This window comes from Pseudonocardia adelaidensis, assembly GCF_039543345.1.
GTDB lineage: Bacteria > Actinomycetota > Actinomycetes > Mycobacteriales > Pseudonocardiaceae > Pseudonocardia > Pseudonocardia adelaidensis.
On sequence record NZ_BAABJO010000002.1, the window covers coordinates 31,557 to 48,165 of the forward strand.

Sequence of the window (16,609 nt, forward strand, 5' to 3'; positions counted from 1 at the left end):
GGGTGAGCCTGTTCACCCGCTCAACGCGCGGCCGACCACCCTCTGAGGCCCGCCCGGTACGGTGAACGATATGGCCGGGAACCCCTCACCACCCCCGTCCGATGCCGGCTTCGAAGTCGTCCGAAGGGGCTACGACCAGGGACAGGTCGACGCCCATCTGCGCCGGCTGGACGCCGAAGTGAGCATTCTCGTCACCGATCGGGACGCCGCGCTCGCGCAGGCCGTGCAGCTGGCGCGGGAACTGGACGAGGCACGGGTGCGGGCGGAGAAGCTGCGGGCGCAGGTGCGCACGTTGGCGAGCCCGAGCCAGAGCCCGCAGGGCACCACCGAGCGGATCCGCTCGATGTTGCGCCTCGCCGAGGACGAGGTCGCCGACATGCTGTCGCGTGCCGAGACGGAGGCGAACCGGCGCACCGCGGAGGCCGAGGCGCAGGCCGCGCAGACCCTCGCCGCCGCCCAGGCCGATGCCGACGCCATGCGCGAGGAGGGGCGCACCGACGCCGAGAAGGTGCGCCAGGAGATCGAGGAGGAGCGCGCGGCCTTCGAGCTGGAGCGGTCCGCCGCGCTCGATCGGCTGGCCGCCGAGCGCACCTCCACCGAGGCTGACCTGGCCGCGCGGATCCAAGCGGCCGAGGAGGAGCGGGCCAGGGCGTGGGCGGAGTCGGAGGCCCGCCGCAAGCGGGTGGAGGAGGACTTCACCATCGCCATGGACCAGCGGCGGGCCGAGTCGCTCTCCGCGCTCGCGGCCAAGCACGCGGCAGCCGTACGGGACGCCGAGAAGCTGCGCGAGTCCGCCGCCGCGCACGCGCGTGAGGTGATCGCCCGGGCCGAGGAGCAGGCCCGCGAGCGCATCGCCGAGGCCCAGCGCCGCGTCGACGAGCTGGTCGCCGTCCGCACCGGCATGGCCGAGCAGCTGGAACGCACGCGCAAGATGCTCGACGACACGCTCGGCTCCCTCGCCCTCCCGCCGGAGCAGCTCATCCCGGCCGCGCGGGCGGCGGGCGACGCGCTGGGTCCCCCCGCCGCGGACGGCGCCGAGCACGTCACGGGCCCGGAGGGTGCCGACGGGGCGGAGCGGGCGGCCGAGGCGGCGGCGGCAGGCGGTGCCGGCACCGACGACGGGACCGACCAGCCCGCCGAGGGCGGCAGCCCGAACCCGGTCCGCCACGCCCCCCGCCGCAGGCGCCGGCGCTCGAGGGCAGGCTCGAGCCAGCGCTGACGCCCGCACTCCTGGAGCGAGCGGCACCACCGCCCGCACCTCGGGCAGCGAGAGACCCGCTCGCTCCATCGGGTGTGCGCGGCGCGTACCGCGGAGGGCTCGCAGCGGTGTCCGCGGCCCCGCTCAGCCCGGCCGCCGCCGGGCTCGCGCCGCCCAGCAGGCCGCGTGCCAGTGCCTGCGGTCGGCGACCGAGCCCAGCTCGTCCGCGGGCCACGCCACGACGTGCCCGGTGCCCGCGCGGATCAGCTGCTGGCAGCCGGGGCAGCGGTAGTCCTTCCCGGCCGCCGAGCCCGGCACGCTGCGCACGACCCAGTCGCCGTCGGGCGCGGACTCGCGGCGGGTGACGCCGGCCGAGCGCAGCGGCACGTGCTCCGCCCGGCGACGGCGGTTCGAGCGAGGCACCTGGCTCAGCGTCCGTTGTAGTCCCGGAACCCGTGGCCGGTCTTGCGCCCCAGCCTTCCCGCGGTCACGAGGTGTTCCAGTAGCGGTGCCGGCGCGAACCCGGAGAGCCGGAACTCCTGGTAGAGGGTGCGCTCGATCGCCAGCGACACGTCGAGGCCCACCACGTCCAGCAGCTCGAACGGCCCCATCGGCAAGGCGCAGCCGGTCTTCATCGCCGCGTCGATGTCGTCGGCCGTGGCGTAGTGCGCCTCGAGCATCTTCACCGCGTCGTTGAGGTACGGGAAGAGCAGCGCGTTGACGATGAACCCCGCGCGGTCCACGCAGGACACGGGGACCTTGCCGAGCCGCTCGCACAGCGCGATGCCGGTGGCCGTGACGTCGGGGCCGGTGGTGATCGTTGAGACCACCTCCACGAGCTTCATGACCGGCGCCGGGTTGAAGAAGTGCAGGCCGAGCACGTCCTGCTGGCGGGAGGTGGCCGCCGCGCACTCGACGACGGGCAGCGACGACGTGGTGGTGGCGAGGATCGCGCCCGGCTTGCAGATCTCGTCGAGCGCGGCGAACACGGCCCGCTTGACGTCGAGCTCCTCGGCGACGGCCTCGACCACGAGGTCGACGTCGGCGAGGTCCTCCAGCCGCGTGGTCGTGGTGATCCGGCCGATCGCGGCGTCCCGCTCTGACTCCTCGAGCTTGCCCCGCACGACGGCCTTGTCCAGGGACTTGCGGATGCCCGCGAGCGCGCCGTCGACCTTCGACGCGCTGCGCCCCCGCACCACGACGTCGAAGCCGGCCTTGGCGAAGACCTCGACGATGCCCGACGCCATCGTGCCCGTGCCGACCACGCCGACCCGGTGCACCTCGCGCAGCGCGGCGTCGGCCGGGATCGTCGATGTGGGGGTGAGGGCGTCCGGCACCACCTCGGAGCTGTGCGGCTTGGCGTAGGTGTAGAAGCCGCGCCCGGACTTGCGGCCCAGCAGGCCGGCCGTGGTCATCTGCTTCAAGATCGGCGCGGGCGCGTGAAGCGGGTTGCGCGACTGCCGGTACATCGTGTCGAGGATCTCGTAGGACGTGTCCAGGCCGATGAGGTCGAGCAGCGCCAGCGGCCCCATCGGGTAGCCGCAGCCGTAGCGCATGGCGGCGTCGAGGTCCTCGCGGGTGGCGTAGCGCTCCTCGTACATCCGCGCGGCGTGGTTGAGGTAGCCGAAGAGCAGGGCGTTGGCGATGAACCCGGCCCGGTCGCCGATGACGACCGGCACCTTGTCGAGGGACGCGGCGAACGCACGGGCGTCCTCGATCACGTCCGGCTCGGTCACGACGGTGCGCACGAGCTCCACGAGCTTCTGCACCGGCGCCGGGTTGAAGAAGTGCATCCCGACGACCTTGCCGGGCCGGCCGGTGCGCACGGCGAGCTCCGTGACCGACAGCGAGGAGGTGTTGGAGGCGAGGATCACGTCGGGCCGGCACACCCGGTCGAGCTCGCCGAGGACCTGCGCCTTCAGGTCCAGGTGCTCGGGAACGGCCTCGACCACGAAGTCGGCCTCGGCGAGGTCGGCGAGCGACGTGGTGGTGGTGATGCGGCCGAGCAGCTCGTCGGCGGCCTCCCGGGTGAGCTTTCCGCGGCCGACCGCACGCGCGGTGGACGTCTCCAGGTGTGTCCGCCCGCGCTCGACGGCCTCGGCGTCGACCTCGGCGGCGAGCACGCGCAAGCCGTTGCGGGCGAACACCTCGACGATGCCCGCGCCCATCGTGCCCAGGCCGACCACTCCGACCGTCCGGAACTCGCGCACGCCCTACCTCCCGCTTCCCCGAGGGACGAACCGCCGCGATCCTCCCATCCGGGGAGCGGTCGCGGGGTGTGAGAGCTACCTCCGGTGGCGTGCACGCACGAGCCCGACCAGCGCCTTCATCGTGCCGGCCGTGCGGGAGAAGCTGGTGACGGGCACCGGCAACGGGAAGCGCTGGCGTGCGACCGCCTGCGGGCGGGCGAACTCGCGCAGCCCCTCCTCGCCGTGGATGCGCCCGAATCCCGAGTCGCCCACTCCCCCGAAGGGGAGGCCGGGGATGCCTGCGAACGAGATGACCCCGTTGACCGCGACCATCCCGCACCGCAGGCGCCCGGCGATCTCCTCGCCGCGGGCCCGGGAGAACACGGCGGCACCGAGGCCGTACGCGGTGGCGTTGGCCCGGCGCACCGCCTCGTCGACGTCCGGCACGCGGTTGACCACCAGCAGCGGACCGAACGTCTCCTCGGTGACCGCACAGCTGTCCTCCGGCACGTCGACGATCACGACCGGCTCCACGAACGGCGGGTGCACCGACTCGGCACCGCCGACGACCGCGCGGCCGCCGCGCGCCAGCGCGTCCTCGATGTGCCGGCGCACGATGTCGACCTGGGCCGGCATCGTCATCGGTCCGTAGGCGCCGCCGGACCCGGCCCGCAGCCCCCGCGACTTCGCCACGACCTTGGCCGTGAACTCCTCCGCCACCGCGTCGAGCACGTAGACCCGCTCCACACCTGCGCACGTCTGCCCCGCGTTCGACATGGCGCCCCACACGGCCGCGTCCGCCGCGGCGTCGAGGTCCGCGTCGGCGTCGACGATCATCGGATCCTTGCCGCCGCACTCGACGAGCACCGGTGTGAGGCCCTCCGCGCAGGCGGCCATCACCCGCTTGCCGGTGGCCGTCGAGCCGGTGAAGGCGATCTTCCCGATGCCGGGGGCGCGGCAGAGCGCGGCACCCGTCTCGCCGTACCCGGTGACGACCTGCAGCACCGGCCGGCCGTCGACGATCTCGGCGAACGTGTCGGCGAGTGCGACCCCGACGCCCGGGGTGAGCTCGCTCGGCTTGAACACCACGGCGTTGCCGGCGGCCAGCGCGTAGGCGATCGACCCCATCGGCGTGAACACCGGGTAGTTCCACGGCCCGATCACGCCGATCACGCCGTACGGCCGGTAGATGACGCTCGCGGCCTGGTTGCTCATCAGCAGGCCGGGCGCGACCTTGCGGCGGCCGAGCACCTTCTCCGCGTGCTTGGCGGCCCAGTCGAGGTGGTCGATCGCGAGGACGAGCTCGAGGCGCGCGTCGTCGAGCGGCTTGCCGGTCTCCTCGACCACGACGGTGGCCAGGTCGTCGAGCTTGCGCACGAGCGCCGTCCGCCAGGCGGCGAGGAGCTGCCTGCGCTCGACGGCGCCGATCCCGTCCCACCACTCCGCCGCCGAGGCCGCCCGCGCCACCGCGGCGCGCACCGCGGCCTCGTCGTGCACCGGGTGCGTGCCGACGACGTCGCCGGTGCGCGGGTCGAGGGACTCGAAGGTCGCCGGGGCGGGCGCTTCGGTGGCGGTCATCGGTCAAGGGTAGGGCGTTGCCGGCGGGCCACACAGGCCGACGGCGGCCCGCCCGGGCCTACCCCTGGCGCGGTGGCGGGATCGGACCGGGCGGGGGAACCCGCACCTCGCAAGGCGTGTTCGCACCTGCCAGCCGCCGGTCGGTGGTCACGAGCGGGCAGTCGAGCTCGTCGGCCAGGGCGACGCACAGTCCGTCGCGAACACGAATTCGGTCGCGCAGGGCGAACGCGCGCCGGACATGCGCGGCGGACGGCGGGACCAACTGCTTGCGCCGTACCCTGCGCCGCATCGAGGGCGATCCGCGCCGCGTCCGGCGCCGGCCCTCCGGAACGCACGAGCCCGGCCGGTGCTGGGAGGCCCTCGGCCGGCTGGTACGACGGCGCGGCGATGTCCTGCTCCGGGTCGTGGCAGCAGAGTGTGCCCCCGCGCTCTCAGAACAAGAGCAGGTCGTCCCGCTGCATGCCGCGCAGGGCGTCGTAGTCGACCGTGACGCAGCGGATGCCGCGGTCCTCGGCGAGCGTGCGGGCCTGCGGCTTGATCTGCTGCGCCGCGAACACCCCCGCCACGGGTGCGAGCAGGGGGTCGCGGTTCATGAGTTCGAGGTACCGGGTGAGCTGCTCGACGCCGTCGATCTCGCCGCGGCGCTTCACCTCGACCGCGACCGAGCCGCCGTCGGCGTCGCGGCAGAGCAGGTCCACCGGCCCGATCGCGGTCATGTACTCGCGGCGCACGAGCGTGTAACCCTCGCCGAGAGTCCCGGGGTGCGCGGCGAGCAGCTCCTGCAGGTGCGCCTCGACGCCGTCCTTCACCAGCCCCGGGTCGATGCCGAGCTCGTGCTTCGAGTCGTGGAGCACCTCGTCGATGGTGATCACGAGCGACTCCTCGGCCTTGTTGCGCACCGTCCACACGCCGGGCTGCTCCTCGAGCCAGCAGGGCGGGCTCATCCAGTTCAGCGGCTTGTAGGCACGGTCGTCGGCGTGGATGCTGACCGAACCGTCGGCCTTGACGAGCAGCAGCCGCGGTGCCATGGGCAGGTGGGCGGTGAGCCGCCCGACGTAGTCGACCTGGCACCGAGCGATGACGAGACGCACGGGGTGGAGCGTAGGGGCAGGCCCCCGGCTCCCGGTGTCCGGCGGCCCGGGGGTGCTCGAACGCCGGCAAGGTGGCCTTACTGGCGTTCGGGGCGCGGCGCGTTGCGGGCCGCCAGCGCGGCGCCCGCCCTCGCCAGTGCCGTCCGGAGCTCCTCCGGGCTCAGGGCCTCTACCTCACCGCCGAGCGCGGTGAGCTGGCCCGCCGCGACGTCGATGCCCTCGACGTCGAGCTCCAGCTCGCGCCAGCCCTCGGCATCCGGCGGCCCGGCCCGTGCGATCGCCTTGAGCGCCGCGTCGTGGTCGACGGCGTGCGGGAGGACCTTGAGCCCGCGCGGCCCCACCCGCAGCCGCACCGTCGCGCGCAGCATCTGGCTCTCGAACCGCCCGGCCGCCCCCTCCCACCACTCGGCGAGATCGAAGTCGTCGGGCCGCTCGAAGCGCTCGCCCGTCGGCTCGGCCGCGGTGATGCGGTCGACGCGGTACGTGCGGGTGGTCCCGTCGACGCCGGCGGCCACGTACCAGGTGCCCGCCTTGAGCACGAGCCCCAGCGGTTCGACGGTCCGCTCCACGTCGTCCCGCCGGCGCCGGTAGCGGATGCGCAGCCGCTGCTGGTCCCACACCGCCTCGGCGACGGCCGCCAGCTGCGTCACCTGCTGCGGTGTGTGGAACCAGCCGGGCGCGTCGAGGTGGAACCGCTCCGCCACAGCCCGCGCGTGCTCGCGCAGGTCCGCGGGGAGGGTGGCGAGCAACTTCGCCTGCGCGCCGGCGAGCGCCGCGCTCATCCCGAGCTCGGCGATCACCTGGGGGGCGCCGACGGCGAAGATCGCGGCCGCCTCCTGGGCCGTCAGCCCGTCGAGCCGGGTCCGCCAGCCGTCGAGCATCCGGATCCCGCCGCCCCGGCCGGGCTCCGTCCACAGCGGCACGCCGGCCGCCGACAGGGCCGCGACGTCGCGGTAGATCGTGCGCTCCGACACCTCCAGCTCGCGGGCGAGCTCGGCCGCGGTCGCCCCCCGCAGGCGCTGGAGGGTGAACAGCAGCGTGACGAGCCGGGATGCGCGCACCCCGGCATCGTGCCGGATCGGGCGACGGGGCACGGTGGTGGCGTGGAGAGGATCAGCAGCCGGCAGGTGTACGCCAACAACTGGATGACCGTCCGGGAGGACACCGTGCGTCGCGAGGACGGGTCCGAGGGGATCTACGGGGTCGTCGACAAACCGACCGCGGCGATCATCATCCCCCGCGACGGGGACCGGCTGCACCTGGTGGAGCAGTTCCGCTACCCCGTGGAGCAGCGGCGTTGGGAGTTCCCGATGGGCACGGCCCCCGACCGGGCCGAGGTCGACCCCGCGGAACTCGCCGCCCGCGAGCTCGCCGAGGAGACCGGCCTCGTCGCGGGACGCATGGATTTCCTCGGCGACCTCGACCTCGCTCCGGGCACGTCCAGCCAGCGCGAACACGTGTTCCTCGCGACCGAGCTGCGCGAGGGGCCGATCAGCCGCGAGGACAGCGAGCAGGACATGCGGGCCCGCTGGTTCACGGTGGCCGAGTTCGAGGAGATGGTGCGGCGTTCCGAGGTGGTCGACGCCCAGACGCTCGCCGCCTACCTGCTGTTGCTGCTGCGGGAGCGGTGAGCACCGGGCGCCCCTCGGGGCGTCGCCGGTGCCGTCGCCGCCCATGCCCTCCCTCTCCGACCCCCTCACCCGGAGAGAGCTGACCACTGCCGTTCCGGGCTCGCGGTCGGGCGGCGACGGCACCCAGTTCGTGGGCTACCGCAGCCGTACCGGCAACCGGGCGAGCCTGCGCATCCCCGGCACCTGCACCCATTCGAGCTCGTCGGATGCGAGCGCGAGCCGCGGGTACCGCTCGACGAGCGCCCGCAGCGCCACCTCGCCCTCCTGGCGGGCGAGCGCCGCCCCGAGGCAGTAGTGGAAGCCGTGGCCGAACCCGACGTGGCCCTCGCCGCGCCCGGCCGGGCGCCGCATGACGTCCAGCCGGTCGGCGTCCGGGTACTCGCGGGGGTCGCGGTTGGCCGAGACGAGCACCGGCTGCACGATCTCTCCCCGGCGGATCGTCACGCCGCCGAGCTCCACGTCCTCGGCCGCGTAACGCATGCGGGCGATCGACACGGGGCCGCACCAGCGCATGAGCTCGTGGACGGCGCCCGGCCACCGGGAGGGGTCGGCGCGCAGCAGGGCGAGCTGGTCGGGGTGGGTGAGCAGCGCGAGCGTCGCGTTGCCGATGAGGTGCGCGGTGGTCTCGTGGCCCGCGATCACGAGGGTGATCACCATCGTGACGAGCTCGTCGGCGCTGAGCCGGTCGCCGTCCTCCTCCTGCACCTGGACCAGCGCCGAGAGCAGGTCGTCGGCCGGCTCGGCGTGACGGCGGGCGATCTGCTCGTGGACGTGGTCGACCATCTCGCGGGCGGCCGGGGCGATGGCGCCGGGCTGCATCCGCATCATCGCGGTGCTCCAGCGGTGCCAGGCGGGCCGGTCCTCCTCCGCGACGCCGACCAGCTCGCAGATCACGGTGATCGGCAGCGGGTAGGCGTACCCGGCGACCAGGTCGACGGGCTCCGCCGACCCCGCCATGCGATCGAGCAGGCCGGCGGTGATCTCCTCCACCCGCGGCCGCAGCGCGCCGACCCGGCGCACGGTGAACGCGCGGGACACGAGCTTGCGCAGGCGCGAATGGTCCTCGCCGTCGGAGTCGAGGATCGAGTCGGCGAAGTAGTGCGCGATGTCGGCCGGGATGCCGACCTGCTCGATCATCTTGTCTCGCACGCTGTCGGCCTCGACGCCGGGCACCGAGCGGGCGCTGTTGACGAAGCGCGGGTCGGACAGGACCGTCCGGACGTCGGCCTGCCGCGTGACGAACCACGCCGGGCTGCCGTCCGGGGCCGTGCCGCGCACCACGGGCGCCCGCTCGCGCAGCTGCCCGTAGCCGCCGGCCGGGTCGGCGATCAGCCCCGGGTCCATGATGTTCGGCACGATGTTCGGCACGACGGGCGGCGTCGCGGTCATCGGTGGCTCCATCTCCGGCCCCGCGCCCGGTTCAGCGGACACGGCGGCTCCATTCCTCGTCGATGTGCACGAGCAGCGCCCGGTAGCGCTGCGCGATCACGGGTGCGACCCGCTCGAGCGCGGCGGCCGGCGGGTCGGGTACCTCCAGGGCCGCCGCGAGGGTGCGCTCGAGCAGCTCGGCGGGCGCGCCGTCGTCCAGCCGGGGGATCCCCGGGCCCAACCCGTCGATGACCACGAACCCCATGCCGACGGCCGAGAACACGTACAGCGCCGACTCCGGGCCGAGGCCCGGGCGCAGGCACCCGGCGTCGGCGAGCAGGCGGATGTGCTCGACGATCGCCTCTTGGCGGTGTGCGGTGAACTCACCGAGGCTCTCAGCGGCCTCGTGCACGAGCTTCCCGAGCACCTCCACGTCGCCCAGGTAGAGGGAACGCGCCACCGGGTCTGCCGTCATGTCGTCGTAGACGTGCCGCATCATGCGGCTCGGCAGCACCTCGCGCGCGTCCGACTCCATCCGCTCGGCCACGCCCCGCGCGATCACGCGGTGCACCCGCATCAGCACGGTGAGGAAGAGCGCGTCCTTCGACCGGAAGTGCAGGTAGACGGTGCCCTTGCCGATGCCGGCGTGCCGGGCGACGTCGTCGATGGTGACGCGCTGGTACCCCCACCGCACCAGCAGCTCGGCGGCGCTGTCGAGCATCCGCTCGACCCGCGTTTCCGACGCTGCCACGAAGACTCCTCAGAACGCAGTGACCAGATTTACTCATCCAGTCATTCGGTCACAGTACGACCCCTCGGCACGGCCGGCAACAGCAGCTACCGTCGGGACATGGGCGACTACGAGCACCTGCTGGTGAAGCAGGACGGCGACACCGTGCGGATCACGATGAACCGGCCGGAGCGGCGCAACACGCTCACCGAGTCCCACATGCGCGAGCTGCTGCACGCCTTCGAGACCGCGGGCCGCTCCGACGCCACCGGCATCGTGCTGGCGGGCGAGGGCAAGGCGTTCTCCGCGGGGCACGACTTCGCCGACGTCGCCGCCCGTGACCTCGCAGGCGTGCGCGACCTCCTGCAGCTGTGCACCCGCCTGATGCGCACGATCGAGTCCGTCCCGCAGGTCGTGATCGCCCGGGTACACGCGATCGCGACGGCCGCGGGGTGCCAGCTCGTCGCGTCCTGCGATCTCGCCGTCGCGGGCGAGTCGGCGTCCTTCGCCATCCCCGGCGGCAAGGGCGGCTGGTTCTGCCACACCCCCGCCGTGCCCGTCGCGCGCAACGTCGGCCGCAAGCGGCTGATGGAGATGGCGTTCACCGGCGACGCGATCGACGCGCACACCGCCGCCGAGTGGGGCCTGATCAACTACGCCGTGCCCGACGCCGAGCTCGACGCGCGCGTCGACGAGCTGCTCGCCCGCGCCACCCGGGGGAGCCGGTTCGCGAAGGGCGTCGGCAAGCAGACCCTGTACGCCCAGCTCGACCGGCCCGAGGCCGACGCCTACGCCATCGCGCTCGAGGTCATGGCGTCGATGTCCCAGACGCCGGGCGCCAAGGAGGGGATGGCGGCGTTCCTGGAGAAGCGCCGCCCGGTCTGGCCCGACTAGCCCGCGTCACGTGTCACTCGTCCGCAGGCAGTGCGAAGAGCGGCGGCGCACGGCGACCTCGCACCCGACGCTGTCCTCGCTGCGATCGCCGCAGAGCGGGCCTGCACCAGCGCGACGCCGGACCGCGACTTCGCCCGCTCCCCCTCGGTCCCGCACGAGTTGATCCACCGGTAGCCGCGCCGGCACCCACGCCGCCTACGCTGCTCGGGATGCTTTCCCGACGGCGGCTCCTCGCGCTCACGGCAACGGCCGGCGCGGTCGCGGCGTGCGGCCGGCCCTCGGGCAGCAGCCTGGAACGGGCGCGCGCCGCCGGCACGATCCGGATCGGGATCTCCGGCGAGCAGCCCTACTCCTACGCCGACGTCGACGGGCGGATCACCGGCGCGCAACCCGAGGTGGCGCGGGTCGTGCTCGCACGCATCGGGGTGCCGGGCCTCGACGCGGTGCAGGTGCCGTTCCACGAGCTCGTCCCGCGGCTGCGCGACGGGCAGTTCGACCTCGTGGCCGCCGGGATGACGGTCACGCCCGACCGCTGCCGGGATGTCGCGTTCACCCGCCCCGACTTCGTGGCCTTCCCCGCGTTCCTGGTCCGCGAGGGCAACCCGCAGAAGATCGAGTCCTTCCGGGACGTGGCCCGCTCCCGCCTGCGGCTCGCCGTCCTCGCCGGCGCCAGTGAGATCGACTACGCGCGTGCGGCCGGCGTGCCGGACGACCGGCTGGAGATCGTCGACAGCCAGTCGGCGCTCTTCCGCAGCGTGGCGGACGAGCGCGTGCCTGCGGGCGTCCTCACCAGGATCTCGCTGGTGGACGTGCTGCGCCGCAACCCGGGCTCGGGGCTCGCCGTCACCGACGACGTCGAGCCCGTGGTGGGCGGCCGCCGGATCGTGCCCGGTGCCGCCTTCGCCGTCCGCACCGGGGAGAACGACCTGCTGGCCGCGTTCGACCCGGCGCTCTCGCAGCTGCAGGCCTCCGGCGAGTGGTTGCGGATCACGGAGCCGTTCGGCTTCACGCGCGACAACCTGCCGCCGCCGGACCTGACGACGGCTGTGCTCTGCCAGCCCTGATCCAGAGTGAGTTGGCATTCACGAGGAGGCGATCCCGGAGCGAGCAGGCGCCTGAGGTTCCGCGACCGGCACCGCTGCGCACAGCACCATTGGGAACGCTCTAATGCCCGAGGACGGCCTTCAGAAACTCCTGGGTACGGGGGTGGTCCGGCTCGGAGAACAGCTTCTGCGGCGGCGCGTCCTCGATGACCTTCCCGCCGTCGAACATCATCACCCGGTGCGAGAAGTCGCGGGCGAAACCCATCTCGTGCGTGACGCAGAGGATGGTGATGTCGGTGCTCTCCCCGATGTCGCGCAGCAGGGAGAGCACGCCGGCGACCAGCTCGGGGTCGAGCGCCGACGTCACCTCGTCGAGCAGCAGGACGTCGGGCCGCATGGCGAGCGCGCGGGCGATCGCCACCCGCTGCTGCTGCCCACCGGAGAGTCGGGACGGGTGCTCGTCGATCTTCTCCCCCAGCCCGACGAGGTCGAGCAGCTCCTTCGCCCGGGCGTTGGCCTCGTCCTTGGACAGGCCGAGCACCCTGGTGGGGGCCTCGATCAGGTTGCCGCGGACGGTCATGTTCGGGAACAGGTTGAACTGCTGGAACACCATCCCGATGCGCTTGCGCACCTCGCGGCTGTGCTTCTCGTCGGCCGGGACGACCTTGCCGCCCTTCTCCATGTGGGACAGGCCCTTGCCCGCCACCCGGATCGTGCCGGCGGTGACGGACTCCAGGCACATCAGCAGCCGCAGGATCGTGGTCTTGCCCGACCCGGACGGCCCGATCAGCGTGACGTGCTCGCCGGGGGCGACCGTGAAGCTGAGATCGGAGAGGACGACGTTGTCCCCGAACCGCTTCTCCACGCCGTCGAAGACGATCATCGGCTCGGCGGCACCGTCAGATTGATCCGACACGACGCTCCAATCTGCGCATCAGCAGCGACGCGGGATAGCTCAGCAGGAGGAAGAACAGACCCGCCAGGGTGTAGGGCTCTACGTAGCGGAAGTAGGTGTCACCGGCCTCCTGGGCCCGGCCGACGACGTCCAGGATGCCGATCCCGATCAGCAGCGGGACCTCCTTGAACATCGAGATCACGTAGTTGCCCAGCGCCGGGATCACGCGCGGTACCGCCTGCGGCAGCACGACGCCGGTCCAGACGCGCGACCGCGGCAGGGAGAGCGCGGTCGCGGCCTCCCACTGCCCACGCGGGATCGCCTCGATGCCGGCGCGGTAGACCTCGGACGTGTAGCAGGCGTAGTGCACGCCGAGTGCGATGACGCCGACCACCAGCGCCGGCAGCACGATGCCGAACACCGGGAGCCCGAAGAACAGGAAGAAGATCTGCACCAGCAGCGGCGTGCTGCGGACGAACTCGACGAAGCCCCGCACGATGATCGCGACGACCCGCGGTCCGCGCAGCAGCACCGCGAACACGAGGCCGAGCACCATCGCGATGATCGATCCGAGCACCGTGGCGACGAGCGTGAGCCCGAGCCCCTGGACCAGCGCGGGCAGGATCGAGAAGGCGTAGTTCCAGTCCCAGACGGCCATCAGTGGGTCCCTGCCAGCGCTCGGGCCGCACCGCGGGTCAGCCGCCTGCCGAGGCGGACGGCGGTCATCCGCTCCAGCGCCCGCATCACCGCGGTGATGACGAGCGACATGATCAGGTAGTAGACCAGGAGCAGCAGGTAGATCTGGATCACCCAGGGGTTGAAGTTCGGGACGAGGACGTCCTGCGCCTGCCGCGTGATCTCGTGGATGAACACGAACGACAAGATCGACGTGCTCTTGAGCAGCTGGATGAAGAGGTTGTTGAACGGCGGGATCATCTCGGCCACCGCCTGCGGCAGGATCACGCGGCGCATCCGCTGGGCGGGCGAGAGGCTGAGCGCGAGCGCGCCCTCGTACTGGGCGCGCGGCACCGACTGCACCGCGCCGCGGACGACCTCGGCGCCGTAGGCACCGTGGTTGAGCCCCAGCACGGCCACGCCACCCCAGATCGGGATGAACTCGAAGCCGACGAGCACCGGGAGCGCGAAGAAGATCCAGAACAGCTGCACGACCTCGGACGTGCCGCGCAGCCCCTCCACGTAGATCCGGCTGATCACCCGCACCCATCGCCACGGTGACAGCAGGGCCAGCCCTGCGACGAGTGACAGGACGATCGTGAGCGCGATCCCCCCGATCGTGGCGATCAGCGTGTTCGACAGGCCCTGGTTGAGGATCGCCAACCAGGTGCCGAGGTTCTCCATGGCCGGCTCAGGCGGCGCAGAGCTTCTCGGTGGTCAGGTCCGCGGCGGGCAGGTTGACCTCCGAGAAACCGAAGGGACTCGCCGCCGTGAGCCACCGCCCGTCCTGATGGGCCTTCTGCAGCTCCGCGTTGAACGCCTCGCGCAGGTCGTTGTCGGCCTGCCGGAACACGAAGCCGCCCGCGGAGACGACCGGCTGCCCGTTCTCGATCGGGGTGAAGCCCTCGGTGACCTCGACCCCGGCGTTCGGGTTCTTCCCGGCCAGCCACTTGAGCGAGATGTCGGTGAGCGCGCCGGCGTAGGCCCGGCCCGACGTGACGGCCTGCAGCAGCGCGTTCTGGTCGTCGAACGCGCTGATGTTGCCGGCGGGAACCCCCGCGGACTCGGCGTATCCCTGCTCCACCGCAGCGCTCAGCACGGCGAGCGGAAGGCCCTTGGACGCGATGTCCTCGAACGTCTTGACGTGCTGGGGGTTGCCGGCGGGCACGAGGAACGCGGTGAGGGCCGAGTAGTCCGGGATCGAGAACGCGGCCTGGCCGCAGCGCTCCGGCGTGATGTTCATGCCGGCGCACACCATGTCGTAGCGGTTGGCGTTCAGCGCGGGGATGAGCGAGCCGAAGTCGACCTGCTCGGCCTGCACGTCCCCGATGCCGATGCCCTGCAGCACGACCCGGGCGACCGAGGGTGCCTGGCCGGTGACCCGGCCGCTGGTGTCGGTGAAGCCGTAGGGCTCCTCACCCGCGATACCGATCTTGATGCTGCCGGCGCTCCGGGCCCGTTCCAGGACGCTGCCGCCCCCGGCGCCACCGCCGCCACCACCCGTGGCCTGGCACGCGCCGAGTACCGTCCCACCGCCCAGCGCGACCGCCCCGGCCGCCGCCGTGCGGCGGAGGAAGTCCCGTCTGCTCCAGCCTCGCTGTGTCATCTGGATCTCCTTCCCGTCGGACCGCGGCCCCCCAACCGGCCACCGCCGTTCGACGTACGAACGTAGGTGAACTCCACCGACGAGCCCGCACCCGGGCTCTCCAGAGCAGCACTCGTTACGTGAACGCAATGAGTAGCCCGGTTCCGGCGCAGGTTCACCCGATCGGACGCCATGAGTTCCTGGGGAATGGGGTACTCCGATCGGTTTCCGGATGGCCGGGAGACCGCCCGGCGAGCCGGGGCATCCCGGATGCGCCAGGATCGGACCATGCTGCGCATCGCCGGGCTACCGGTCTGGGTCGGCCCGTCCGACATGATCGCCGGGGCCCGCGCCGTCGTGGGGTGGGCCGACGAGGCCGTCCAGGTCGCCGCCGCCCTGCCGGCGCGGGTGTCCGGCCTCCTCGACGAGGCCGACGGGCTGGTCCGGCGGATCACGGGCGTGGCCGACCGCGCCGACGTCATCGTCGACCGCACCGACGGGATCATGCGCTCGGTCGACGAGCTGCTGGGCACGGTGCGGGAGGCAGTGGCGCGCGTCGAGGAGGTCCTGCGCGACGCCGGCGGCATGGTCCGCACCGTGGACGCCCTGCTGGCCGACGTCCGCGTCGTCGCCGACGGGGCGAGCGCGCTCGTGGCGCGCGCCGGAGGGGTCGCCGAGGACGCGGCCGGCCTCGTGAGCAGGGCGGACGGGGTCGCCGATGGCGCAGCGGTACTCGTCCGGAAGGCGGGATCCGTGGCCGACCAGGCCGCGGTCGTGGTGACGGGCGCGGGCGCCGTCGCGGAGGATGCGCGCACGATCGTCGCCACGGCCGGCGGGGTGGCCGATCGCGCGGGCGGCGTCGTCGACCAGGCTGCCGGCGCCGCGGAGGGCGCCTCCGAGCTGCTCGCCGTGTACCAGCCGATCGCGCGCCGGGCCGCCCCGCTCGCGGAGCGGTTCGTGCAGGAGTTCTCGGAGGACGAGGTCCACGCCGCGATCCGGCTGGTCGACCAGCTGCCGAAGCTCACCGAGCACATGGAGCGCGACATCATGCCGATCCTCGCCACCCTCGACCGCGTCGGGCCGGACGTCCACGAGCTGCTCGAGCAGCTCAAGGAGGTGCGGCAGGCGATCCAGGGCATCCCCGGCCTGAGGTTCTTCCGCCGCCGCGGCGAGCGCGAGGAGGCCGGGGAGAACAACCTCCGCTGAGCACCGATGAGTTCCACTCGGGCAGCCGGTCTCCATGACAACAACGGACCACCGCGCACCCCTTGGAGCCCTCGATGACCGCCATCACCACCACCCGCCCCGTCACCACCACCCACCGCCGCATCGCGAGCGTCGGCCTGTGGACGCTGCAGGTCGTCCTCGCCGTCACCTACGCCTTCGCCGCGTTCGGCAAGCTCTCCGCCGACCCGGCCGCCATCGCCGGGTTCGAGGCCATGGGCCTCGGCACCGCCGGCATGTACATCATCGGCACGCTGGAGCTCGCCGGTGCGATCGCGATGTTCGTCCCGCGCCTGACCGGGCTGGCGGCCGCGTGCTTCGTCGCCCTGATGATCGGCGCGGTGGCCTTCACGCTGGCCATGGGCGGCGGCGGCGCGATGGTCGCCTTCCCGGCCGCCGTCGGCGTCGTGGCCGCCGTGGTGGCCTGGGGCCGCCGCGAGAGCACCCGCCGGCTGATCGCCCAGCTGCACCACTGACCGGCGAGAGCCGCGGGGCGGTCACACAGCGT

The 16,609-nt window shown here is 73.0% G+C and carries 17 protein-coding genes; 6 read left to right on the top strand and 11 right to left on the bottom strand.

Annotation, left to right across the window (positions count from 1 at the left end):
• Nucleotides 1-70: 70 nt before the first annotated feature.
• A complete protein-coding gene (locus ABEA81_RS01955; protein WP_345602814.1) occupies nt 71-1,219 on the top strand; it encodes a coiled-coil domain-containing protein in 1,149 nt (382 codons plus the stop codon).
• Between the two features lie 123 nt (nt 1,220-1,342).
• Here the strand turns inward: ABEA81_RS01955 and ABEA81_RS01960 are convergent, their stop codons facing one another.
• The 5 genes from ABEA81_RS01960 to ABEA81_RS01980 all read right to left on the bottom strand — a co-directional run bounded on the left by ABEA81_RS01960 (nt 1,343) and on the right by ABEA81_RS01980 (nt 7,117).
• Nucleotides 1,343-1,621, bottom strand: a complete 279-nt coding sequence (locus ABEA81_RS01960; RefSeq protein WP_425570419.1) for a hypothetical protein — start codon at nt 1,619-1,621, stop codon at nt 1,343-1,345.
• Nucleotides 1,622-1,626: 5 nt separating this feature from the next.
• Nucleotides 1,627-3,408: a 3-hydroxyacyl-CoA dehydrogenase family protein gene (locus ABEA81_RS01965; protein ID WP_345602815.1), complete on the bottom strand. Its 1,782-nt coding sequence runs from the start codon at nt 3,406-3,408 to the stop codon at nt 1,627-1,629.
• 75 nt (nt 3,409-3,483) lie between these two features.
• Nucleotides 3,484-4,965, bottom strand: a complete 1,482-nt coding sequence (locus tag ABEA81_RS01970; RefSeq protein ID WP_345602816.1) for an aldehyde dehydrogenase family protein — start codon at nt 4,963-4,965, stop codon at nt 3,484-3,486.
• 431 nt (nt 4,966-5,396) lie between these two features.
• Nucleotides 5,397-6,056, bottom strand: a complete 660-nt coding sequence (nucS, locus tag ABEA81_RS01975; RefSeq protein WP_345602817.1) for an endonuclease NucS — start codon at nt 6,054-6,056, stop codon at nt 5,397-5,399.
• A 77-nt stretch (nt 6,057-6,133) separates the two neighbouring features.
• Nucleotides 6,134-7,117 carry a helix-turn-helix transcriptional regulator gene (locus ABEA81_RS01980; RefSeq protein WP_345602818.1) on the bottom strand — a complete coding sequence of 328 codons (984 nt, stop codon included), beginning with the start codon at nt 7,115-7,117 and terminating at the stop codon, nt 6,134-6,136.
• A gap of 42 nt (nt 7,118-7,159) precedes the next feature.
• Between ABEA81_RS01980 and ABEA81_RS01985 the strand changes: the two genes are divergently transcribed.
• Entirely contained in the window at nt 7,160-7,687 is a 528-nt protein-coding gene (locus ABEA81_RS01985) for an NUDIX hydrolase (protein WP_345602819.1), read from the top strand.
• 135 nt (nt 7,688-7,822) lie between these two features.
• Here the strand turns inward: ABEA81_RS01985 and ABEA81_RS01990 are convergent, their stop codons facing one another.
• Nucleotides 7,823-9,076, bottom strand: coding sequence for a cytochrome P450 family protein (locus ABEA81_RS01990; RefSeq protein WP_345602821.1), 1,254 nt, complete (start codon nt 9,074-9,076; stop codon nt 7,823-7,825).
• A 31-nt stretch (nt 9,077-9,107) separates the two neighbouring features.
• Nucleotides 9,108-9,806 carry a TetR/AcrR family transcriptional regulator gene (locus ABEA81_RS01995; RefSeq protein WP_345602822.1) on the bottom strand — a complete coding sequence of 233 codons (699 nt, stop codon included), beginning with the start codon at nt 9,804-9,806 and terminating at the stop codon, nt 9,108-9,110.
• A 99-nt stretch (nt 9,807-9,905) separates the two neighbouring features.
• On the opposite strand from ABEA81_RS01995, the gene ABEA81_RS02000 reads away from it, so the two are divergent.
• Nucleotides 9,906-10,679 carry an enoyl-CoA hydratase-related protein gene (locus tag ABEA81_RS02000; protein WP_345602823.1) on the top strand — a complete coding sequence of 258 codons (774 nt, stop codon included), beginning with the start codon at nt 9,906-9,908 and terminating at the stop codon, nt 10,677-10,679.
• A 209-nt stretch (nt 10,680-10,888) separates the two neighbouring features.
• Nucleotides 10,889-11,743, top strand: a complete 855-nt coding sequence (locus ABEA81_RS02005; protein WP_345602825.1) for a transporter substrate-binding domain-containing protein — start codon at nt 10,889-10,891, stop codon at nt 11,741-11,743.
• Nucleotides 11,744-11,843: 100 nt separating this feature from the next.
• On the opposite strand, the gene ehuA is transcribed toward ABEA81_RS02005, so the two are convergent.
• Genes ehuA through ehuB form a run of 4 tightly spaced genes read right to left on the bottom strand, consistent with a single transcriptional unit; the run spans nt 11,844 to nt 14,898 of the window.
• A complete protein-coding gene (gene ehuA / locus ABEA81_RS02010; protein ID WP_345603256.1) occupies nt 11,844-12,605 on the bottom strand; it encodes an ectoine/hydroxyectoine ABC transporter ATP-binding protein EhuA in 762 nt (253 codons plus the stop codon).
• Nucleotides 12,606-12,621: 16 nt separating this feature from the next.
• The gene (gene ehuD, locus ABEA81_RS02015; RefSeq protein ID WP_425570420.1) at nt 12,622-13,275 is read right to left on the bottom strand and encodes an ectoine/hydroxyectoine ABC transporter permease subunit EhuD; all 654 of its coding nucleotides are present in this window, start codon (nt 13,273-13,275) and stop codon (nt 12,622-12,624) included.
• Complete coding sequence (locus tag ABEA81_RS02020) at nt 13,275-13,976, bottom strand: amino acid ABC transporter permease (protein WP_345602826.1); 702 nt, start codon at nt 13,974-13,976, stop codon at nt 13,275-13,277. Before ABEA81_RS02020 ends, ehuD begins: the two co-directional genes overlap by 1 nt.
• Nucleotides 13,977-13,983: 7 nt before the next feature.
• Complete coding sequence (gene ehuB, locus ABEA81_RS02025; RefSeq protein WP_345602827.1) at nt 13,984-14,898, bottom strand: ectoine/hydroxyectoine ABC transporter substrate-binding protein EhuB; 915 nt, start codon at nt 14,896-14,898, stop codon at nt 13,984-13,986.
• Nucleotides 14,899-15,165: 267 nt separating this feature from the next.
• On the opposite strand from ehuB, the gene ABEA81_RS02030 reads away from it, so the two are divergent.
• Both ABEA81_RS02030 and ABEA81_RS02035 read left to right on the top strand, forming a co-directional pair.
• Nucleotides 15,166-16,083 (top strand): hypothetical protein, encoded by a 918-nt coding sequence (locus ABEA81_RS02030; RefSeq protein WP_345602828.1) that lies wholly within the window; start codon nt 15,166-15,168, stop codon nt 16,081-16,083.
• A gap of 74 nt (nt 16,084-16,157) precedes the next feature.
• Entirely contained in the window at nt 16,158-16,577 is a 420-nt protein-coding gene (locus ABEA81_RS02035; RefSeq protein ID WP_345602830.1) for a DoxX family protein, read from the top strand.
• Nucleotides 16,578-16,609 lie beyond the last annotated feature (32 nt).